The 20598-nt window shown below is 47.9% G+C and carries 21 protein-coding genes and 1 other RNA gene; 19 read left to right on the forward strand and 3 right to left on the reverse strand.

Translation table 11 applies throughout. From position 1 onward, the window contains the following. Positions 1-160 precede the first annotated feature (160 nt). The gene (locus tag UC14_RS07045) at positions 161-1144 is read left to right on the forward strand and encodes a glutathione S-transferase family protein (protein ID WP_112197451.1); all 984 of its coding nucleotides are present in this window, start codon (positions 161-163) and stop codon (positions 1142-1144) included. 41 nt (positions 1145-1185) lie between these two features. Here UC14_RS07045 and UC14_RS07050 read toward each other — a convergent pair whose 3' ends face one another. Then, the gene (locus UC14_RS07050; protein WP_013577213.1) at positions 1186-2091 is read right to left on the reverse strand and encodes a LysR family transcriptional regulator; all 906 of its coding nucleotides are present in this window, start codon (positions 2089-2091) and stop codon (positions 1186-1188) included. Positions 2092-2201: 110 nt separating this feature from the next. On the opposite strand from UC14_RS07050, the gene UC14_RS07060 reads away from it, so the two are divergent. The 14 genes from UC14_RS07060 to UC14_RS07120 all read left to right on the forward strand — a co-directional run bounded on the left by UC14_RS07060 (position 2202) and on the right by UC14_RS07120 (position 15464). Next, entirely contained in the window at positions 2202-2906 is a 705-nt protein-coding gene (locus tag UC14_RS07060) for a pirin family protein (protein WP_112197452.1), read from the forward strand. A gap of 598 nt (positions 2907-3504) precedes the next feature. Further along, positions 3505-4203 carry a prepilin-type N-terminal cleavage/methylation domain-containing protein gene (locus tag UC14_RS07065; protein WP_112197453.1) on the forward strand — a complete coding sequence of 233 codons (699 nt, stop codon included), beginning with the start codon at positions 3505-3507 and terminating at the stop codon, positions 4201-4203. Between the two features lie 95 nt (positions 4204-4298). Further along, positions 4299-5966, forward strand: a complete 1668-nt coding sequence (locus UC14_RS07070; protein WP_112197454.1) for a Tfp pilus assembly protein FimT/FimU — start codon at positions 4299-4301, stop codon at positions 5964-5966. A gap of 58 nt (positions 5967-6024) precedes the next feature. Beyond that, complete coding sequence (locus tag UC14_RS07075; RefSeq protein ID WP_013577217.1) at positions 6025-6465, forward strand: TcpQ domain-containing protein; 441 nt, start codon at positions 6025-6027, stop codon at positions 6463-6465. A gap of 43 nt (positions 6466-6508) precedes the next feature. Further along, positions 6509-7936: a type II and III secretion system protein gene (locus UC14_RS07080; protein ID WP_112197455.1), complete on the forward strand. Its 1428-nt coding sequence runs from the start codon at positions 6509-6511 to the stop codon at positions 7934-7936. Positions 7937-8074: 138 nt separating this feature from the next. Then, positions 8075-8512 (forward strand): pilus assembly protein, encoded by a 438-nt coding sequence (locus UC14_RS07085; protein ID WP_232829646.1) that lies wholly within the window; start codon positions 8075-8077, stop codon positions 8510-8512. A gap of 4 nt (positions 8513-8516) precedes the next feature. Next, complete coding sequence (locus UC14_RS07090) at positions 8517-9365, forward strand: hypothetical protein (protein WP_112197457.1); 849 nt, start codon at positions 8517-8519, stop codon at positions 9363-9365. After that, positions 9347-9850 (forward strand): hypothetical protein, encoded by a 504-nt coding sequence (locus tag UC14_RS07095; protein WP_013577221.1) that lies wholly within the window; start codon positions 9347-9349, stop codon positions 9848-9850. Before UC14_RS07090 ends, UC14_RS07095 begins: the two co-directional genes overlap by 19 nt. Then, the gene (locus UC14_RS07100; RefSeq protein ID WP_013577222.1) at positions 9847-11376 is read left to right on the forward strand and encodes an ATPase, T2SS/T4P/T4SS family; all 1530 of its coding nucleotides are present in this window, start codon (positions 9847-9849) and stop codon (positions 11374-11376) included. The genes UC14_RS07095 and UC14_RS07100 overlap by 4 nt, the downstream gene beginning before the upstream one ends. Next, on the forward strand, positions 11360-12406 hold the full coding sequence (locus UC14_RS07105; RefSeq protein ID WP_112197458.1) for a type II secretion system F family protein: 1047 nt from the start codon (positions 11360-11362) through the stop codon (positions 12404-12406). The genes UC14_RS07100 and UC14_RS07105 overlap by 17 nt, the downstream gene beginning before the upstream one ends. Positions 12407-12414: 8 nt before the next feature. Beyond that, positions 12415-13080, forward strand: a complete 666-nt coding sequence (locus UC14_RS27030) for a hypothetical protein (protein WP_232829647.1) — start codon at positions 12415-12417, stop codon at positions 13078-13080. After that, positions 12998-13765: a hypothetical protein gene (locus UC14_RS27035; RefSeq protein ID WP_232829648.1), complete on the forward strand. Its 768-nt coding sequence runs from the start codon at positions 12998-13000 to the stop codon at positions 13763-13765. The genes UC14_RS27030 and UC14_RS27035 overlap by 83 nt, the downstream gene beginning before the upstream one ends. Positions 13766-13853: 88 nt before the next feature. Next, on the forward strand, positions 13854-14651 hold the full coding sequence (locus UC14_RS07115) for an A24 family peptidase (RefSeq protein ID WP_232829649.1): 798 nt from the start codon (positions 13854-13856) through the stop codon (positions 14649-14651). A 3-nt stretch (positions 14652-14654) separates the two neighbouring features. Further along, positions 14655-15464: a M23 family metallopeptidase gene (locus UC14_RS07120; protein ID WP_112197460.1), complete on the forward strand. Its 810-nt coding sequence runs from the start codon at positions 14655-14657 to the stop codon at positions 15462-15464. Positions 15465-15519: 55 nt separating this feature from the next. Here UC14_RS07120 and rnpB read toward each other — a convergent pair. Together rnpB and rsmI are read right to left on the reverse strand one after the other, a co-directional pair. Further along, positions 15520-15898, reverse strand: an RNA gene (rnpB, locus tag UC14_RS07125) — RNase P RNA component class A. Between the two features lie 25 nt (positions 15899-15923). Continuing rightward, on the reverse strand, positions 15924-16793 hold the full coding sequence (rsmI, locus tag UC14_RS07130; protein ID WP_013577227.1) for a 16S rRNA (cytidine(1402)-2'-O)-methyltransferase: 870 nt from the start codon (positions 16791-16793) through the stop codon (positions 15924-15926). Between the two features lie 61 nt (positions 16794-16854). Here rsmI and UC14_RS07135 point away from each other — a divergent pair, with 61 nt between their 5' ends. From UC14_RS07135 to dolP, 4 genes are all read left to right on the forward strand, one after another. After that, positions 16855-18891 carry a penicillin-binding protein activator gene (locus tag UC14_RS07135; protein ID WP_112197461.1) on the forward strand — a complete coding sequence of 679 codons (2037 nt, stop codon included), beginning with the start codon at positions 16855-16857 and terminating at the stop codon, positions 18889-18891. A gap of 65 nt (positions 18892-18956) precedes the next feature. Beyond that, the gene (locus UC14_RS07140; RefSeq protein WP_013577229.1) at positions 18957-19325 is read left to right on the forward strand and encodes a YraN family protein; all 369 of its coding nucleotides are present in this window, start codon (positions 18957-18959) and stop codon (positions 19323-19325) included. A gap of 30 nt (positions 19326-19355) precedes the next feature. Then, complete coding sequence (gene diaA, locus UC14_RS07145; RefSeq protein ID WP_013577230.1) at positions 19356-19946, forward strand: DnaA initiator-associating protein DiaA; 591 nt, start codon at positions 19356-19358, stop codon at positions 19944-19946. 9 nt (positions 19947-19955) lie between these two features. After that, positions 19956-20531 (forward strand): division/outer membrane stress-associated lipid-binding lipoprotein, encoded by a 576-nt coding sequence (gene dolP / locus UC14_RS07150; RefSeq protein ID WP_013577231.1) that lies wholly within the window; start codon positions 19956-19958, stop codon positions 20529-20531. The last annotated feature ends 67 nt before the right edge of the window (positions 20532-20598 follow it).

Genomic DNA, 20598 nt, shown 5'->3' on the forward strand with positions numbered 1-20598 from the left:
GGGAGCAGCAACCACGCTATAATTAAATAAGACAATAAGTCAGACCTGCAGGGCGATGTGATTTATCACCTCGCCCTTTTTTATTACTTATCTGTAAATCTCCCCTAAATCATTCGGGTTGCATCACGGCGGCTCGAAGGATGAGGGGGAAGGAGGAAAAATGGGACAACTAGTGAATGGCGTTTGGCAGGACACCTGGTACGACACCAAGTCGACCGGCGGTCATTTCAAACGTTCAGCAGCGCAGTTTCGTAACTGGATAACGCCTGATGGGACGCCGGGCGAACACGGCGTTGGCGGCTTTACCGCAGAACGCGACCGTTATCATCTGTATGTTTCGCTGGCCTGCCCGTGGGCGCACCGCACCTTACTGATGCGTACGCTGAAAGGGCTGGAAGGCATTATCCCGGTGTCTGTCGTGCACCCGCTGATGCTGGAACACGGCTGGACGTTCGGCACCGATTTCCCGGCCGCGACCGGTGATGATTTGTATCATCTGAATTACGCCTATGAAATCTATCTGCGCGCGCAGAACGATTACACCGGCCGCGTCACCGTGCCAATCCTGTGGGATAAAAAGCAGCAGACCATCGTCAGCAATGAATCCGCCGATATCATCCGCATGTTCAACAGCGCGTTTGATGCCGTGGGTGCCAAAGCCGGGGATTATTATCCCGAGGCGTTGCGCTCAGAGATTGATGAGATTAATGAGTGGGTGTATCCGCAAATCAATAATGGGGTGTATAAGGCGGGTTTTGCGACATCTCAGGAAGCCTACGATGAAGCGGTTGACGGTGTTTTTGCGGCACTGGAACGTGCCGAGGAATTACTGGGCAAACATCGCTATCTGACCGGCAATCAGCTGACCGAGGCGGATCTGCGTTTGTGGACCACGCTGATGCGTTTTGATCCCGTCTACGTCACACACTTTAAATGCGATCGCTACCGCATCAGCGACTACCCGAATCTGTACGGTTTCCTGCGCGATATCTACCAGATGCCGGGGATCCGCGACACGGTGAATTTCGCGCACATCCGTAATCACTATTTCCGCAGCCACGCGACCATCAATCCTTACGGGATTATTTCCACCGGACCGGCGCAGGATTTAGACTCTGAGCACGGCCGCGATAGCCGTTTTTGATTTCGTTCGGCTCCTTCCCCTTTCACACGGGGAAGGACACATTACTTCACGTCCCGCGTAGCCAGCAGCTTAGGGATTTCACGCAGGAACCAGGCTTTTGCCTCGCCCATGCTGTCGCGGCGCCACGCCATAATAATGTCGATTTCACGGTTATATTCTGCGCTCACCACCCGCAATCGCCCTTCCTCGATATCTTTCTCGACCATCGGATAAGGCATCGTCGCCACGCCCAATCCCGCCAGCAAGGCTTTACGCTTCTCTTCGATGGTACTGACCGTCAGACGCTGCTGTTTATCCAGCAACTGAACGGTTAATACCGGACGCTCACGGGCGGTATCCGCCACGGCAATCCCGCGGTATTTAACCCGGCTAACGTCAGACAGCGGCTCCGCTTCAAGATGGATCGGGTGATCCGGCGCGGCCACGTATATGCTGGCCAGCTTATACAGCTTGCGGCTGTTAATTTCGGTGGAAGATCGGAAGTGCATATCCGGCGCGATCACAATATCCGCCCGGCCTTGCTCGAGACGTTCCCACGCACCGGCCAGCACTTCGGTTAACAGGGACACCTGCGTATTGGCTTTCAGCGCCAGCTTTTCAATCAGCGGGAACAACTGCGCAGCGGGCGATAACGCTTCACACACGATGGTGATGTGCGTTTCCCAACCGCGGGCCAGTGCTTCGGCATCCACTGTCAGTTTATCTGCGGCTTCCAGCAATACTCGTCCACGTTCGAGCAACATCCGGCCAACATTGGTGAATTTTGTCCGATGACCTGAACGGTCAAATAACACCACATCCAGCTCTTCTTCAAGTTTCTGCATGGTGTAGCTCAATGCCGACGGGACGCGGCCCAGCTCATCAGCGGCAGCGGCGAAACTCCCCCTGCGGTCAATCGCATCCATGACCCGTAATGCTTCCAGTGTGAGTGCGCGATCCTTAGCCATTCTCTTCTCTTTCAGGAAATTTGAATATAGCGACCAGATTAACTGGCTAACAATCACACGTCCAGACGCTTACCATTTATACATCGAAATTTTTAAGAGAGGCGACCGCCATGATTACCAGCAGAACGGCAAAAGAGTGCGGTACCGCTGACTTTGGCTGGCTCCAGGCACGGTATACATTTTCCTTCGGCCATTACTTTGATCCCAAGCTGATGGGCTACGCTTCCCTGCGCGTCCTGAATCAGGAAGTGCTGTCACCCGGCGCCAGTTTCCAGCCGCGCACGTATCCGCGCGTGGATGTGCTGAATCTGGTGTTGCAGGGTTCGGCGGAATACCGCGACAGCGAAGGCAACAGCATGCAGGTCAGCGCCGGTGAAGCTGCGTTGCTGTCGACGCAGGCGAATGTCAGTTACAGCGAACTGAACACCAGCACCACCCAGCCCCTGACGCGAATGCAACTGTGGCTGGATGCCTGTCCTGAACACGAGAATCCGTTAACGCAGAAAATGGTACTGCCGGAGGCGACGCATTTCCTGCTGGCCTCACCAGACGGGGAAAAGGGCAGCCTGCAACTGCGGCAAAACGTGTGGATCCATCAACTGACACTGGCGGCGGGTGAAGAAATAACATTGCCGGTTCGCGGACCACGCGCCTATTTGCAATCAATTCACGGGCAGATTGATGCGCAGGGTTCGGTCAGCCGCGAGCTACAAAAACTAGCCTGTGGCGATGGCGCGTTTATCCATCAGGAAAACAGCCTGACGGTTTCTGCCATTACACCGTTACGCGCACTATTAATTGATATGCCGGTATGAATTTTGAGGAATACGAAGAAAATAAAACGCCGCGCAGGGCAACCTGTCCGGCATTTTTTAAATGCTCGAATGACATTATTCCATAAAAAGAGTTACGGAAATACGTAATAAATGAGCTATCTGACAGCAGCCATTACCCGACAGGCTCACTCGAAAAAATGGATAGAGAAAAGGAATAAAAAACCTTCTATCCAATTGATAACACTGTACAAAAAACACCTTTTCCTCATGTGAAAGCCAACCCGGAATGATCACTAAAATTTATATTTAGAAGTCAGGCAATGACTATATATATAATATTCATCAAAATGATCTTATTATTAACACCCCCTAATAGTTCATATGAATAACATTTAATTCGTTTGATCCGATTTATTATCTATACGCATTCTTTTTTTTGCTCTATGATTTCCGGCGCTGGTTAATGGGATTGATTTTTTATAAAGGGAATGGCCATGAACTACTGCCTTTAAAACGTTAGTAACAACATTAAGACGTTAGTCTATATATTTCTTATTTATAAGAATCTTGCTCTATTCCAGCGGGATCGTATTACTACGTGATTTATAAAATTTATTTCAAGCCTAAGGATTAAGGTATGAAAAATGCAATTACTGCATTAAAGCGTAAAGCAAATCAGTATCAGGAAATTAAAAAACAGCGTGGTGTTACCTTACTGGAAATCATCATCGTTCTGGGCATTATCGGTATTATTGCAGCGGGTGTAGTTGTGTTGGCAAACCGTGCCTTCACAGCACAGGACATCAGTGAATTAGCCGATAATACTAACTCAGTCCGTGTGGGGACAACAGAAGCTTATAAAGACAGCGCTGAATATCCGGCTACTGCGTCTGCAGCGTCACTGACTAAATCGGATATCGGTAGTGCAACCGATACAACAGGCTCAATCATTTCGACTCTGGTTAAAATGGGTAAAATTTCCGTTGGAGAAGCTTTCAATGGTATATCAAACGACCCGTTCGAATTGGGTGGTGTTAAGTACGCGACTGCTGATACGAAGATGAAAGGTTTCTACCTTGTTATTAATGGTCTTGATACAGAAGATTGTCGTAATATTGCATCTCAAATTGGCGGGCAATGGGACTATGTTGCTTCCGCGAAAGTTGCTGCAGGTGGAGATTTAGCATCGGCGCCAACGTCATTATCAGGCACAGCTACAGCGCCGATTCTTAAGACGCTGACTGAAGACAAATTAACTCCAGAAACCATTGTTGGCACTGGTTTTTGTGATAGCTCCGTCGGTTCAGACAACGCGCTGGTGTTAGGCAGTAAATAAGTAAAGCGTTAAAACTATCCTTTATTAAAACAGGAGCCTGCCGCGATTATTGTTGCAGGCTCATTTTCGATGACGTTGAAATGATGAGAATGTGTATGCCAGGGGTAAGAAACAGTAAAGGGTTTACCTTATTGGAAATGATTATCGTCATGGGCATTATGGGTGTCGTATTCACCTCATTCTCCCTGTATAAGAAAAAACAAATCGAATCAGTTGCAAGGGAAAATCTGACCAATATACTTGCAGGTGAAATTCATGGCTTTTTACAGTTTGTAAATAAAGATAACATTCAACTAACCACCGATGTCGATGCGGATGGTGAATTAGATTTTATCGTTAACCCTCTCTATAACCCTGACATTTTAACTTCCGATGAAAAAGGAAAAGCTTACGCCACGCGTTTTAATAATAAGCCAAATGAAGAACCGAGTGATAAGAATGATTACATTAAATGGGACAATACTCAGGCACGAGGTTATTTCACCAGTCACCGCTGCTACAGCTCAACTAATCAGAAAGTTGCAGATGACGAATTCAATACGGAGGACTTACCCTGTAAGCAACCTCCGGACAGTCAGGATAAATATCTGGTGCTCGAACGTGTCGATCTGATCGGCCCGGATAACTCGCGGGCGATTGATCAGGTCGATTTTTTCATCAGTTTTCATCCAGGACGTAATGGAAAAAGTGATGTTGATAAATTTTCCATCGAAAATTATGCCACCGCCTTTAGCAAGGCATTTTCCCATTACGATCTGACGTTCATTCAGGCCGACTATCTCTATCGTAACGATGAAAAAAATACACAAGCCACAAACTTTGGTACCGGCTGGAAGTTGTTAAAAACAAATAATGCCAAGGCCACGGATAGTGCTATTCCGTTTGGAAGCATGGCTTCGTATCTGGACGATATGAATCAAAATATCGCGCAGTTGGGTGTCCGTTTCAGTTTCAAGGCGGGCGTGGGGAAAAACGTCAAGCCGGACGGCTCAGTCGGTGTAAATAAACTGTGCTGGAATTATAAAGAAAATATGATGACTCACTGTCTTGAAGTTGAAAACGGCTCAGGACGCAATCAGGATGAGGGTGTGATGCATCTGACGGCTAAAAATGCGAATAATCAGATTGTCACAGGTACATTGATGGCCAATGTCATTTTCGAAGGTGAGGCATTTGACCCGGAAAAAGGGAATGTCGTCGCATTAATGACCAGTCCAGTGGTTTCCTACCAATCCTTTGGCAATAAAAAGGACACCGGTACCAATGATGTCATTGTTAATGACCCGGAGAATTACAATAAAAAAGTCACTGATGAACCAGGCCACATCAAGCTTCCCGTACAAACTTGCCCTCTGGCTCCGCCCGCTCCCGCTGACCCGCAGAAAGTGCCGCGACAGCTTTACCCAAGAATGGCTGCCGCCATTTCTTCTATAGCGGCTGATGTGGGTAAGCTGGAAACATCAGAAGGCGAAGATGAAGACGGTGGAGACTTCACCGACTTTTCCAATAGTGAAAATAACCGGAGAACCACTACAGGTGTATTAGATCATTTAAGTGGCGTCGCCGTGCAAGTGAATCTTATTAAAGATGATGCCAACGGCGATTACTGGGTGATCAGTGCAACCAGCGGTGTTTTTGACAATGTGACGGGGCAAGGTGTTAGCGTTATTAATCCGAGTTCACTTTCCGTTGTACTGACCTCATGGTGTAGTTCAATAAAGCAACCTGAACTGGATGCTCATGTACCCATACCACCGGATTAATTCAACATTGATATATGATTTAAAAATAGGTTTTTAACAATTTTCAGGATGAAGGAAAATGAAATTTAAAATAGCGGGATGCATAACGATTTTATTCATAGCCCTTGGACAATGTGCGTACGCGACAGTGAATGCAGATGGCAGTTTATCACATTCATCTTCGGTTCCCCCTGTAAGTAAACCGGCTGACGCACCGCGAAATCCTTTCTCTGGTGGGGATAGTATCTCTGTTCTGACTCCGGCAACGGTGAGTGTCACGCTGACACTGAACAGTGGTGAACTGTTAAGTCAGGGAATTAAAACATGGGCAGAACAGGCGGGTTATAAACTGCTCTGGCAAAGCAAAAATGATTACTTAATTTATAGTCATATTGCCCTCGTGGGAAACAATGACGATGAAGTTCTGGCAGAGTTAGGAAAGCTATTTTCTTCTGAAAACTACGGGTTGATTATTAAAAATTATCAGAAGAATCACGTATTACTTATTGATGATATGTAACGGAATTATTTCGGGATAGGGATATGAAAACAAAATTGGATTAATGATAGCGTTTCTTCTCTTGCAAGGTTGCGCAGAAAGTTTCAACAAACAATTTTCACGTAGCAATGTGAAAGACGCTATACCTGGCGCGACGTCTGCGGATGAAATGAAGGTTAAGCCCTATGTGAAATATGACACGGCTTATTTAGGCACGAAAGTAGACTACAGTTCTACGCGTCAGATTTTACTGGCTAAAAAAGTCACCATAAATTCTTATGAACCTACAGACCTGAATACCGTTCTGGATGTATTGCTGGCGCAAACCGGGGTTAGCCACAGAATGAATTTGGCTATTCCTGGCCAGAAAGGAACTGATGCCGGCAAGGTCAGCATCGAGCCGCACAGCATCAATTTCACCGGAACCTTTGAAGAGTTCATGCGTTACATTTCCGCGCTGTACGATGTAAAAGCCAATCTGGATGAGAATAATATTCTTAAAATCGATGCTTATAGTGTCTATGCTATTAAGCTTGATTTTTATGGTGAGAACAATAAGTTCGAGGCCAGTCTGGACTTATCTAATGATGCAGTCAGTAACGGCGGACTGGAAGGAAAGTCTGAAACCAAATTCGAATCATCATTCTGGGATGATGTCGAAGACATGGCAGAGAAGTATGTTTCAAGCGGCATGTACAGTATTTTTAAAGATGCCTCCATTGTTACGCTTACCGGGCGTCCGTCAGAGTATAAAGTCCTGAGCGACGTCTTAAAAAAATATCAGGACGATAATAACCGGCAATTTGTCGTCACATACAAAATTTTCACTCTTAATAAAGAGAAATTGGAAGAGTACGGTGCTGGCCTGAATATGTCTTACATAGATGGGGGCAGCAGCGTCGTCATTGATACGTCAATGATGGATATGTTAGGGGGCGGTATGACTGTCGCTGGCGGCGCTGATCGTGCACTGAGTATCGATGCGAAGCTAAATGCCCTGTATTCACTTACCGGGAGTAAGGTGCTGCAAAGTGGTTCGTTTGTGACACGCAATAACACCCCCATTCCTCTCAACATGACTAATTCTCAGCACTACGTCTCAGGCCGTACCCGCACGGTGAATAAAGACAGCGGAGACGAGGATGTCGAGATCGAAACCGCTGAAATCATTACCGGCACCAGCTTTATTATTACTCCGCGTGTCATGACCGATGGTCGTGTCGAAGTCACCAGTGGATTTACCAAGAGCCAGTTAAACTCTATAGATGTGTTTGATACGGTTCAGTTACCCAATGTCACGACAACTGAAATGTTTAATTCAACAGCAGTGAACCCTGGTAGTTTACTGATGGTTGCAAAATATGAACTAAATGAATTAAGCAAAGACAAGGAATACCAGATGTTAGGTTATGGTCAAAGTACTGCTGACAATGAAAATACTGTCGTCATGGTGGTGGGTATTGACTATTACCGGGCACCTTTGAACCGTTAACGATTGGAGACGGACATCATGTTAAATACGTTGTCGCGTAACAATATATTGACGGGGTTAATTTGGGACTCCTCAAACCATGAAAATATGGACGCCGGATATATGCGATGGATGGTAAATATACGTCGGAGTCATCGTATGTATGTTTACCGTGTTCAGGATGACATAACGACAAACGAGCTCGTTGGCTATTCCATAAAGACAGCGCCGGGTTGTGAATCTTTTGCTGTTCATCTCAGAAAACTTTACGGAGATGGCCTTTATCACTTTATGGCGGGCGACGAACAAGTTTATTTGTTGATCATTATGGACGGCATCATCATTAGTGGAAGTGACTGCGTTATCACTGAGACATTTTTTGGAGAAATATTGTCGTCTTTACCTGAATCAAAATATTCACGTTTGCGCGTCTCGGAAATAACGCCTGCACAGTTAGACTGTATCGCTGAGTCATGCAAAGAAAATCAACTCATTTATAGAAAAAAGCAGCGAATATTCTGGACAGGTGTGGCCGGTGGTGTAGCCCTTCTTGTTATTTGTTCTTCAATATTTCTGTATAGCATAATTTCCGGGTAACAATATGATAAAAGGACTTAAATTACAGAAAAACTCTCAGCCGCTTTCCAGAAACATTAAAGTTGCGATTGCGGTTGTCGTTCTCTTGTTGCTTGTTGCTGGCGGAGTGACCGTCTGGTATTTCTATGCCTATAAACCAGCACAGGTGAAGGAGGACGTCAGACGTCGTGAGGAACAGCAATTAGCGAATGATATAAAAACTGTCGAAAAGTACTATTTGAAATCGTTAACGGGTGGGAGCATCACGCAATTCACCAAACTGGCGTCTGAGATTTCAAAAAGTCAAAACATCCTGGCCGAATTCAATTATACAAATGAAACATTTGTTTGTGATCCACAGAACTGCTCATTTAGTTATCAGCTGAATAAAGGCAATGTATTTAATATAGCGCAGAAAAACTTTTGGGGTGAAAATTATACAGCGATTTTCTCAGATGACGCGGTTAATTTCTCGGGGATTCAATCAGGCCTGAGTGATAACCCGTTACTGAGTGCCTATAAAAACAAAGCAGATATTACTGCGCCATTCTGCGGGGATTTATTAAACTATCTTTATTCTTATAACTCGATATCGGGCATCCAGCAAACATTAAAAATAGTCTCCCTTCCTGGTTCGCCTGTGCAGACGAACGAAAATAAAATAGCCAAAAAAGGGAGAGGTAAATACTACGGACTTAACACGATGAACTGGGAAATGGAAATACCCAAAACGTCTAAAAATGGCATAGATGTATTGTACGTCGCCAGTATTTTAGAAAGACAAGCATTCAGGGACGCGTTTATTATTCAAAAAATCGATAGCGTTAAAGATAATAAAATTTCAGGAGTCATGGTATGCAAAATCGGAAATTAATGTTAACAGCTCTGATTGTTTTGTTTTCTTCTGGCAGTTTCGCTGATGACGTTAAAACCACCAGCGATCCTTTCGGGGAAGTCCCGGCTCCAATTCAGCAGCATATCTCCAGATTGATGGAAGATGACGTGGCTTTTAATCAGGCCCAGCGTGAGCTTTCACAACAGCTGACGCTCGCTAAGTTGCGGCTGGAAATGGCAAAGATAAAAAGTGAAGCCTCGGAACTGACTCAGGTGCCAATGATGAGCAACATGGGTGGCGAATCTGACGATAAAGAAGCTAAACCGGCTTCACAAGCCCCTCTTGTCGAACCGAAAATAATGATGCTGTCGCAGATTGCTGGCATCACACAGGCAGCCGTCTCCGTGGGCACAAAAATCGTATTTGTCCGTATCGGAGAGATTTTCTTAGCTAACGGTAAACGTTATGCCGTCCATCAGGGCAATAACGGACGTCAGTCATTTGTTCAGGAAGTCTCCCGGTGATCCTGGATTTCATACGACTTACGGACGATTCCATACACAGCGGCGAATGGACTTTTGCTGAAATTGAGGATCGCATGTTGCTCGCCCGCTTGGGCACGCAGGAGTATCTCGTTTCTCAACGTTCTTTAATTGAAGAGCTGCATATTCTTCAATATGAAGTTCGCAAAATGAACGACATCCATCGTCACAAGATTGTCGGAATCGGGGGCGTCACAGAAGCCGTTTATTTCAAAATTTATGAACTTGTTTCTTTGCAGAAACAGAGCCGTGTTGCACTGGATATTAGTGAAACGCAGAAGGAACTTGAAGCCATATTGATTGAAGCCGTTGATATGGGGGCCAGTGACCTTCATATCACCCGCAATGATATTCTTGCGCAGCTTGAGGTCAGGGTAAATGGCATGCTGCTACCAATGATGCAGATGCCTGCCAGCAAATGCGATGAGCTGGTATTCGTCCTGTACAACGTACAGGCCAGCACCCGTGATACCACCTGGAACCGTACTATTCCGCAAAGTGCCAATATTCTCTATACGCTTAACGGATTAAGTTTTCGTTTCCGCTACGCCCACTTTCCCATTTTTGGTGAAACGAACGATTGTTTTCATGCTGTATTACGTATTATCCCATCAGGACTCTCTAAAGGAGCCGTCGCTAATCTCAATAAACTCGGTATATCGGAAGAAGAATTAGAAGATCTGAAAAAGATCCTCAGTAATCCCTATGGGGCATATTTTATTGCGGGCACCACTGGTTCAGGAAAATCCACCACTCTGAAGAACCTGATGGAGTGGCTGCAGGTTAACCGTTATGGAAATAAAGGCTGTTTTCTTACTGTAGAAGATCCTGTCGAATATCAGATATTTGGAGCAAAACAAAGCTCAGTGGTCAGTGTTGAAGGTGGCGGTTTCCATTCTGCTATCAAATCCGCATTACGCCGCGATCCTGATGTTCTGATGGTGGGCGAAATCCGCGACTCTATCTCCGCGAATGCCCTCGCCGGCGCAGTTGAAAGCGGTCACTACTGTTTTACGACTGTTCATGCAGGGAATATTGTCTCCCTGCTACAGCGCTTATCCGCCATGGGCATCACCAGCGATAAACTCTCCACACCGGGCTTTATTGCCGGATTGCAGTGTCAAAAACTTGTCCCCGTTATTTGTCCTCATTGCCATCATTCTGTCGAAATCACATTTGGTGAGAAATTGATGACCCTCTACGAGCAAAACGAAAGGGGGTGTGAAAAATGTAAGCATACCGGTATAAGCGGCAGGCAACTTGTCATGGAATATATGCGACCCACATATGATGAACTCGCCGCAATATCTAAACAAGAGTGGTTACAGGTTTACACCTTATGGCGAAAAAAACGCATCTCGTCACCGGGTCTGAGTGAGGGATTTGAAATAAAAGAAAAGGTATTTGCGGAAGTACTTCGTGGTCGGGTTTGTGCTACCTGGTTCAGTATGGAATTTGGCGATGTAGATAAAGACAACTCGGAGATTATCCATGGCAAAGTTCGGTAAGAAACAGCGGCTTTTTCTTTATAAGTTCTGTGCTGACATGATCAGAACAGACCTGCCCCTTTACGATTCCCTGCTCAAACTTCAGCTCGAGGGTAAAAGCCTGTTAGGCCCGGGTTTTGCGAAGAATATTGCCGTGTTAACCAATAATATGAAGGCAGGTCTTAAAGGTGCCTCCATTGCCGTTATGTTTGATGGTCTGGTTCCCCAAAGTGAACTTAGCGTTATTCACGCGGCCGAGCAGAGCGGCAGTCTGGCTGATGGCTTTATGACGCTCGTCAATGTCATAAACTATAACAGTGAGTTGAAAAGCAAACTTATTTCCGCCGTGCTTTTCCCGGTGATTATGATGATTCTTTCTCTTATTGTCATCGCAGGATATTCGATGAAAGTTTTCCCGGCTTTCGAAAGTGTCGTTCCCGTCAACAAATGGCCTGGCGTGACACAATCATTATATACCTTCGGGAAAGCATTGGTGGCCGGCCTGTGGATTTATATACTGATTGTTATTACGGTGACAGTCTTTTTCATTAAGACGATTATTTCCAACTTTAGCGGTCAGTTCAGAAATAAATTTCTGGATCGGATCCTTCCCTTTTCGACCTATAAACAAATTGTCGCCTCGATATTTATAAACAACCTTGCGTTGATGTTAAAAAATGGCATTCCTTTAAATGACGGACTCGCCATTATCCTCTTAAACTCTAACAGATGGCTGAAGCATCATATCAATGGCATGCGCGAGAAAATGGCTATTGGGCTGGGTTACGGGGATGCATTGAATACAGGATTATTCGGTCCTGAAACGCTGCTTAACATTAGCTTGTATGCAGAATTACCTTCATTTAATGAGGTGCTTAGTTCTGTTTCAGCGAAGTCCAGAGAACATGTTCAGGAATATATTAAAAAACTAGCCGGGCTATTGAAATCACTTTCGACACTTGTACTGGGTGGCTGTGTGATTTGGGTTTTCGCAGCACTGTTCGCCCTTTCGGATACATTAGGGAAAATGGGCGCAAGTGGTTCTTTTTAAAGGGGTGTATGATGAAAAAAATAATTCTGCTTTTCATTTTCTTGAATATAGTATCGGTTAATAGCTTTTCGGCCACGATACCTAAAGGAGGCGTGTTCAAATTTGCTGAATCTGATAGCGGTGGCGGTACAGCACAACCGCTGGATATGCCCCTTGCGTTGCCTATTGCTAATTTTTTTGGATATACCCGAAGTGGTGACAAATATTCCTATGAGGAGAAAAACTCCCTGCCAATTGCAATAAATATTATGTATATAGAATCCTCTTCCGGACAGGTTCCTGCCCAGCGTTTACCGGAGATAACAGATGACAATTTTGATTTCTCAGAACACTACCTTCACTATGATACACAAGCCAATTACAGCTGGGTGAGTGGCGGTAAAGAAGGAGACTGGGGCCTGCCCATCATTAATGCGAAACCCTATCAGAAAGGCGACCCTTTCCCGGCAATTACGGCATGTTCAGGTACGCCTGTCTCCCTGAAAGAGCAGCGTTATAAATGTAAGCCAGCAATGACGAGCTCGACGCGAAATCTCTCTTTATATGATGAACTGATTGAACTGGCCGCCAGCAAAAATCAAAAGTTATGGGTTGGCACGATTATTTTCCCCCGCGCTTCAGACGGACCTGAAGGTAATACCAGCAACAACAGCACGGGGGGGGGAAGGGCATGAATTAGTTGTTTATCTTCCTCATCGTCATATGGAAGTCATACACTTAGAAGCCTTGTTGCTCGGCGATGCTGATGGCAGTGAGCAACGGCTTGCAGCCTGGACACTCCAAAGTGATGACGGAGAATATTTCGTACGCTATAAGAGTTTCGGGATCAACAATGATTATCCTGCAGAGTATGCTTTCGTTTCAAACGGGAAAGATACGCTCAATCATGATAAAACAGAGAGTAAGTACCTTATTCCCTACTACCTGGATAACGAGAGGATGGCCATAACAGATGTTGCTGCAATTCATACTCGTCTTGCCGGAGGTGTGCATTGGTCGGGTATCTGGAACGGACAGGGGGCTATTAACGAGCAAGGTATACGGGGTAGTGATATATTTACATGCCTGAATGGTGCTAAAGGATCGGTGGATGATTATACCGACTTAACCCATTTCCAGGATCCGGCTGTCGATTCGTTTAGGGAAGTGCCCGGTTTCAATATTATCCATATTCCGGAAGGGCAGAAAGGATTTACCTTTGCACAAATGATGGGAAAGCAACCGACATCAGACAATGCTTATATTTGCGACACCAAAGGCACTCAGTTATTTTCGCAGCGATTAGAAATTGCAACGGAAGAAGAACCAAATATATTCATTGATTTTATGGAAGTAAAAAAAGGTATCACAGAGAAATAACGCTCTCATTGAAAATACCGTGTTTTTCCGTTCATTCTCGCAGGGAATCGTTTTAATGACTCTTTTCTATTTTTGGTTTTATCCTGTTATGGCACTGATATTCGGATTGTTTATTGGCAGCTTTATTAATGTGCTGATTTATCGATTGCCGTTAATGATTTTCGCAGAATACGGTACGGAACCGGACGCTGTTAAAGTGAATCTCTGGTGGCCACCTTCTCATTGCCCGGCATGTGGTGCTTCCGTAATGAAGCGAGACAATATCCCTGTTCTGAGTTGGTTATGGCTTAAGGGAAAGTGTCGTCATTGTGAAAGTCCAATCTCCGCACAGTATCTGATTTCCGAAATACTGTGCGGGGGCATTTTTGCCGCACTGGCGATTGCAGGGCTGCCGCATTTTACAGAAATTCAGATCTGCTGCTTTTTCCTCTATTTCTGTCTGCTTTACAGTCTGACGGTAATTGATTTTAAGCATCTGATTTTGCCCGACAGTTTGGTGTCATTGCTGTTATGGAGTGGCTTACTCTGCTCAGTATTGGGGATTACGGATATCGGGCCGCGATCGGCAATTTGTGGTGCCGTCATTATCTGGCTTGTGCTTTATGCCGTGATGGCAGCGTATGAAAAATGGCGTGGCCGTGAGGGGCTGGGCTATGGCGATGTCAAACTAATGGCAGCGATCACCGTCTGGGTGGGAATGGAGAAAATTCCGGAACTGATCATGTGGTCGGCAGCCTCAGGCATTATGGTGTATGTGCTCTGTACTGTGCTGAACCAGCGCCGGACTCTGGATGAAAATCATCCGGCTGCTGAAAAGCATTACATTCCCTTCGGTCCTTCGATTTCGATGGCCGGTTTGGTGATTTTTTTTATTGAGCAGCTGTAAACCATGCGCCGGATATTTCCTTTCATCCTGCTCCTGTCGTTTATGGCAAAAGCAGGAGGCGATGCCCCTGTCACAATGGTTTTGCTGCGTGCAGCACGTGCCGACAAGGAAAATCCTCCTGCCACTTTTTCTCAGGCGATGTTATTTATCGTCGCCGGAGAAAAAACATCGCTCAGTCATCCGCAAGCGGTTAATGAAGTCTCCGCAGGTTATCCCCATTTTAGCTCACCACTGAACATTCCTTTACGGATCACTTCTGCATTCAGTATGCGCTGGCATCCTCTTTTGCGACGCTTTTCCCAGCATGAGGGAACCGATTTTGCCGCCCCACCGTTTACACCGGTGTTTGCCACAGAAAAAGGGATCGTCGTTGAAGCGAAGTACCATCCCGTCGCTGGCAATTACGTGGTGGTACGCCACCCGCAAGGATGGAAAAGCCGCTACCTGCATCTGAACAGACTGAATGTCGTCGCCGGCCAGGAGATCAAACAGGGCAGCATCGTGGCTTACTCCGGCAATACCGGACGCAGCACCGGCCCCCATTTGCATTTTGAGTTGATGCATCAGGGGCAGCCGGTTGACGCCGTGAAATTCCTGTCAGCATCCAATGCCTCATACGGCCAGATGACAGCCAAGATGACTTCGAAAATTTCAGTACCGAAAATCATGCTGGTGACTGAAATCGCGGGGCAGGAAAAAGTCATGGTGAAGTATCGCGAGAAAATAATTTATGCCAGTGCGGATCAGAAAGTGTTTGGGGATTATAAAGTGGTGCTGAAGAGCGGAAGATATCGTTTACAGAAAGTGTCCTGAAGGGAACAAAAGTTGGTGCATTCCTCAGGAATACACCAACTCATTGTTTTATATAGAGTGGAGTTGACCGTTAAGCCGGGTTCTGTCGTGGACAGTCATTCGTCTAGGCCAGCAATCGCTCACTGGCTCAAGCAGCCTACCCGGGTTCAGTACGGGCCGTACCATGTGAACCCCTATTTGGCCTTGCTCCGGGTGGAGTTTACCTTGCCACGAACTGTTGCCAGCCGCGCGGTGCGCTCTTACCGCACCCTTTCACCCTTACCTGATCCCGCTTGCGCGGGCCATCGGCGGTTTGCTCTCTGTTGCACTTGTCGTAAGCTCGCGCTTCCCAGGCGTTACCTGGCACCCTGCCCTATGGAGCCCGGACTTTCCTCCCCTCCTTCTGTCTCCCCCGAAAGGGACGGCAAAGAAGCGGCGACTGTCTGGTCAACTCCGCGGCGGATAATAGGGTATTACGCCCTATTTGTCACCCTCTTGCTCATCAAGCGCGTATTTATACAACGCATTCTTCTTCACACCGTGGATTTCGGCGGCCAGCGCGGCCGCTTTTTTGAGCGGCAGTTCTTTTTGCAGCAATGCCAGTGTGCGCAGGGCTTCCGCCGGTAAGGCTTCGGTATCGACCTTATGGCCTTCAACGATCAGCACCATTTCACCGCGCCGGCGCGTTTCGACTTCCTGCACCCATGCCAGCAGTTCACCCACCGGCGCACCGTGAATATTTTCCCAGGTTTTGGTCAGTTCACGCGCCAGTACGACATAACGATCTGGCCCCCAGACTTCGACCATATCCTGCAAACTGTCCAACAGGCGGTGCGTGGATTCATAGAAAATCAGCGTGCGGGGTTCTTCAATCAATGCCTGCAACGTATCTTTACGGGATTTGGTTTTGGCGGGCAGAAACCCTTCGTAACAGAAACGATCAGAGGGCAAACCGGCGGCACAAAGCGCGGTGATCGCCGCACAGGCACCGGGTAACGGTACCACGCGGATACCGGCTTCGCGGCAGCGACGCACAAGGTGATAGCCAGGATCATTGATCAGCGGCGTACCGGCATCCGAGACCAGCGCTATCGTCTGGCCTGCCTGCAATTTCGCCAGTAAATGCTCAGCTTTCTGCTGTTCATTATGATCATGCAGCGGGTACATTTTTGCCGTGATCGCGAAATGTTGCAGCAGCAATCCGGTATGGCGGGTATCTTCTGCAGCAATCAAATCTACACTGTTCAGTACGGCCAGCGCGCGTTGGGTAATATCCCCTAAATTGCCAATTGGCGTCGGTACGATATACAGCGTTGAGGCAGAAATATCTGCTTGATCGTCTTGATTCATTGTTTCATCCGGATTGCCGATTTAATATTGAGCATCTTAAAAAAACATCACTGGAAACTGAATGCCTTCCTCAATGACCTTTCGTACCCGTTCGGGACGTTTACTCCCTGCCATCATCGTGGCCATGCTTCTTGCCAGCTGTTCAGGTCAGGCGCCGCAGGCACCGACAGAAAGTGTCCAGGGTGCAGCGTCCGGCAGCTCTGACTATTATTTGCAGCAGGCGCAGCAAAGCGGTGATGATAACAAGGCTGACTGGCAATTGCTTGCAGTGCGTGCCCTGATACGCGAAGGCAAAACGCCTCAGGCGGCGGAACAGCTGGCTAAAGTGCCACAAAATCTGACGGCTGCCCAAACCGTCGAGCAGCAACTGACCAGTGCAGAAGTGCAGGTTGCGCTGAAAAATTATCCGGCAGCAGCCACCAGTCTGAGCCAGTTGGATCCCCACGATCTGACCAACGATCAGAAAGCCCGTTATTATCAGGCGCAAATCGATGCCAGTCAGGGGCGCACCAGCCTTGGCGTGATCCGCGCCTATATCGCGCAGGAGCCGCTGGTACAAGGTCAGCCGCATCAGGACAACATTGACCGCACCTGGATGGCGCTGACGCAGATGTCCGCACAGGACGTCAACAGCATCGTGATCAATGCGGATGAAAATACGCTGCAGGGATGGCTGGATTTACTCAGCGTCTGGCAAAGCAACAAGCAGGATCCTGATTTACTGAAAGCCGGGATTAAAGACTGGCAGCGCCGTTATCCGGTGAATCCGGCAGCGAAAAGCCTGCCGACTCAGCTCAATAATGTGCTGACTTTCCAGCCTGCTTCAACCGGCAAAATTGCGCTGTTTCTGCCAATGAGCGGCCCGGCACAGGTTTACGGGAATGCCATTCAGCAGGGTTTTAATGCGGCAATGAGCGGTCAGGTCAGCCAGCCAGCGGCACAAACGGCATCGACAGATCCAAACGCACAATCTCAGGCGCCGGCAGACCCGAACGCAGCCGTCAGTACATCTGCACCGGACGCCAGCGCGCAAAATACCGCGTCTCAAACCGATCCTTCCCAGGCTCAGCCTGCCGCAACCCCAGCCGCTGCGCCCGTGCCCAGCAGCAACGGGCAGGTGAAAGTGTATGATACCAATGGTCAGCCTCTGGCCGCGCTTCTGACGCAGGCTCAGCAGGATGGCGCAACGCTGGTTGTCGGCCCGCTGCTGAAAGATCAGGTGAACGCACTCGCTTCTGACCAGACGCCTCTGAATGTTTTAGCGCTCAATCAGCCAGAAACTGAGAAAAACAGCCCGAATATCTGTTACTTTGCGCTCTCGCCGGAAGACGAGGCACAGGATGCTGCGCGCCACATGTGGTCTGAGCAGAAACGTATGCCGCTGTTACTGGTGCCGCGTGGCAGCTTCGGCGACCGTATCGCGCAGGCTTTTGCTAACGAATGGCAGAAACTGGGCGGGCAAACCGTACTGAAACAAGGTCTCGGTTCCGCCGGTGAATTGCGTTCTTCTATTGGCAGCGGTATCCGCCTGACCGGTACGCCGGTCACCACCAGTGATGCAGCCGCGCCAGCACAAGCGCAGGGTGTCACAATTGGTGGCATTACCATCCCGGCGCCGCCGACAGATGCACAGATTACGCAAGGCAGTACCGGTGGCGCAGTGGATTCCGTCTACGTTGTTGCGACACAAAGTGAACTGACGCTGATTAAACCGATGCTGGATCTGGCCGTGAATGGCCGCGTGCATCCTTCAGTGTACGCCAGTTCACGCAGCTATCAGGCAGGTGCCGGTCCGGATTACCGTCTCGAAATGGAAGGCGTGCAGTTTAGCGATATTCCTTTACTGGCAGGCGGTAACCCTGCGCTGATGCAGCAGGCAGCCGCGAAGTTTGGTAACGACTATTCGCTGGTTCGTCTCTATGCGATGGGGATCGATGCCTGGAATCTGGCAAATCATTTCTCCCAGATGCGCACATTGCCTGGCTTCCAGGTTTCCGGCAGCACCGGAGAATTGAGCGCCAATAGCAATTGCGTGATCCACCGTAAATTGCCATGGCTGCAATACCGTCAGGGTTCGCTGGTGCCAGTTTCTTCTTAAGAGAAAACTGAAACAGCTCAACAGAGATCGGAATTCTCAGCCATTACAGGTACAAGGACGTACTGATGAAGTCTTTTTTGTCAAAAACGCGGGCGTGCGGCGATAAATACGAAGCATTTGCACGACGCTATCTCGAAAAAGCCGGGTTAACCTTCGTGGCGGCCAATGTGGCCTGCCGTGCCGGTGAAATTGACATGATCATGCGTGACCAGCAAACCTGGGTGTTTGTTGAAGTCCGTTACCGGCGCAACGCCAGTTTTGGTGGTGCGGCGGCCAGCGTGACGATTCAAAAACAGCAGCGCCTGTTACGCGCTGCCTCTTTCTGGCTTGCAGGAAAGAACGCAAGCTTTGACACATCATCTTGCCGTTTTGATGTTTTTGCCATCACCGGCAGCCAGATAGAATGGCTGCGTGATGCCTTCAATGCGGAATAAATATTACGACGACTGACTGGACGAAAACCCGTGCTGGATAGAATCAAAGTCTGCTTTACAGAAAGTATCCAAACTCAGATTGCGGCGGCAGAAGCCTTGCCTGACGCGATTTCCCGCGCCGCGATGACGCTGGTGCAATCGCTGCTTAACGGCAATAAAATTCTGTGCTGCGGCAATGGCACCTCTGCGGCAAATGCGCAGCATTTTTCCGCCAGTCTGATTAATCGTTTTGAAACTGAACGTCCCAGCCTTCCTGCAATCTCATTATGTGCAGATAACATTGTGCTCACTGCGATTGCCAACGATCGACTGCATGAAGAAATTTATGCTAAACAGGTCCGCGCCTTAGGTCAGGCGGGTGATGTTCTGCTGGCCATTTCTACCCGCGGCAACAGCCGTGATATTGTCAAAGCCGTTGAAGCAGCGGTAACCCGTGATATGACCATTGTCGCATTAACAGGTTATGACGGCGGCGAGCTGGCGGGTTTACTGGGGCCTCATGATGTTGAGATCCGTATTCCCTCTCATCGCAGCGCCCGCATTCAGGAAATGCATATGCTCACAGTTAACTGTCTCTGTGACCTGATAGATAACACGCTGTTCCCACACCAGGACGATTAAGGAGATCCCATGAAGGCGAGTCCTCTCTTTGCTGTATTGTTAAGCGCCCTTCTGTTACAAGGCTGTGTCGCCGCTGCGGTAGTTGGTGCGGCTGGCGTCGCAACAAAAACAACGACTGACCCACGTACGGTCGGCACTCAGGTTGATGACAGCACGCTGGAAGCCCGTGTCTCTAATGCGGTGAGTAAAGATAAACAACTGAAAGACGAAGCCCGCATCGTGGCGACTGCGTATCAGGGTAAAGTCCTGTTAACCGGTCAGGCGCCGACGGCGGATATGGCTTCTCGCGCAAAACAAATTGCGATGGGTGTTGAAGGCGCAACGGAAGTGTACAACGAAATCCGTACCGGTAAGCCGGTCAGCATGGGCACAGCGTCAATGGATACGTGGATCACCACCAAAGTCCGTTCTCAGTTGCTGACCAGTGATTCAGTTAAATCATCTAACGTCAAAGTCACCACCGAAAACGGCGAAGTGTTCCTGCTGGGTCTGGTGACGCAGGAAGAAGGTAAGTCAGCGGCTGGGATAGCGGCGGGCGTGAGCGGCGTTAAACACGTCACCACGGCCTTTACTTACGTTAAATAGCTACGTGAAATAATTCAGTACGTTATAACCAAAAAGGACAGCTCAGGCTTAATGCCGGTCACTTAAG

The sequence above is a fragment of the Rahnella sp. NRRL B-41462 genome, assembly GCF_003263525.1.
Lineage (GTDB): Bacteria > Pseudomonadota > Gammaproteobacteria > Enterobacterales > Enterobacteriaceae > Rahnella > Rahnella aceris.

What these genes read in the sequence shown, in the direction of transcription:
- UC14_RS07085 (WP_232829646.1), top strand. Translation starts at nt 8,075, where the DNA reads ATGTATGTTTACCGTGTTCAGGATGACATAACGACAAACGAGCTCGTT.
- UC14_RS07115 (WP_232829649.1), top strand. Translation starts at nt 13,854, where the DNA reads ATGGCACTGATATTCGGATTGTTTATTGGCAGCTTTATTAATGTGCTG.
- dolP (WP_013577231.1), top strand. Translation starts at nt 19,956, where the DNA reads ATGAAGGCGAGTCCTCTCTTTGCTGTATTGTTAAGCGCCCTTCTGTTA.
- UC14_RS07140 (WP_013577229.1), top strand. Translation starts at nt 18,957, where the DNA reads ATGAAGTCTTTTTTGTCAAAAACGCGGGCGTGCGGCGATAAATACGAA.
- UC14_RS07060 (WP_112197452.1), top strand. Translation starts at nt 2,202, where the DNA reads ATGATTACCAGCAGAACGGCAAAAGAGTGCGGTACCGCTGACTTTGGC.
- UC14_RS07070 (WP_112197454.1), top strand. Translation starts at nt 4,299, where the DNA reads ATGCCAGGGGTAAGAAACAGTAAAGGGTTTACCTTATTGGAAATGATT.
- UC14_RS07105 (WP_112197458.1), top strand. Translation starts at nt 11,360, where the DNA reads ATGGCAAAGTTCGGTAAGAAACAGCGGCTTTTTCTTTATAAGTTCTGT.
- UC14_RS07120 (WP_112197460.1), top strand. Translation starts at nt 14,655, where the DNA reads ATGCGCCGGATATTTCCTTTCATCCTGCTCCTGTCGTTTATGGCAAAA.
- UC14_RS07045 (WP_112197451.1), top strand. Translation starts at nt 161, where the DNA reads ATGGGACAACTAGTGAATGGCGTTTGGCAGGACACCTGGTACGACACC.
- UC14_RS07135 (WP_112197461.1), top strand. Translation starts at nt 16,855, where the DNA reads ATGCCTTCCTCAATGACCTTTCGTACCCGTTCGGGACGTTTACTCCCT.
- UC14_RS07090 (WP_112197457.1), top strand. Translation starts at nt 8,517, where the DNA reads ATGATAAAAGGACTTAAATTACAGAAAAACTCTCAGCCGCTTTCCAGA.
- UC14_RS07050 (WP_013577213.1), bottom strand. Translation starts at nt 2,091, where the DNA reads ATGGCTAAGGATCGCGCACTCACACTGGAAGCATTACGGGTCATGGAT.
- UC14_RS07075 (WP_013577217.1), top strand. Translation starts at nt 6,025, where the DNA reads ATGAAATTTAAAATAGCGGGATGCATAACGATTTTATTCATAGCCCTT.
- UC14_RS07080 (WP_112197455.1), top strand. Translation starts at nt 6,509, where the DNA reads ATGATAGCGTTTCTTCTCTTGCAAGGTTGCGCAGAAAGTTTCAACAAA.
- UC14_RS27030 (WP_232829647.1), top strand. Translation starts at nt 12,415, where the DNA reads ATGATGAAAAAAATAATTCTGCTTTTCATTTTCTTGAATATAGTATCG.
- UC14_RS07095 (WP_013577221.1), top strand. Translation starts at nt 9,347, where the DNA reads ATGCAAAATCGGAAATTAATGTTAACAGCTCTGATTGTTTTGTTTTCT.
- UC14_RS07065 (WP_112197453.1), top strand. Translation starts at nt 3,505, where the DNA reads ATGAAAAATGCAATTACTGCATTAAAGCGTAAAGCAAATCAGTATCAG.
- rsmI (WP_013577227.1), bottom strand. Translation starts at nt 16,793, where the DNA reads ATGAATCAAGACGATCAAGCAGATATTTCTGCCTCAACGCTGTATATC.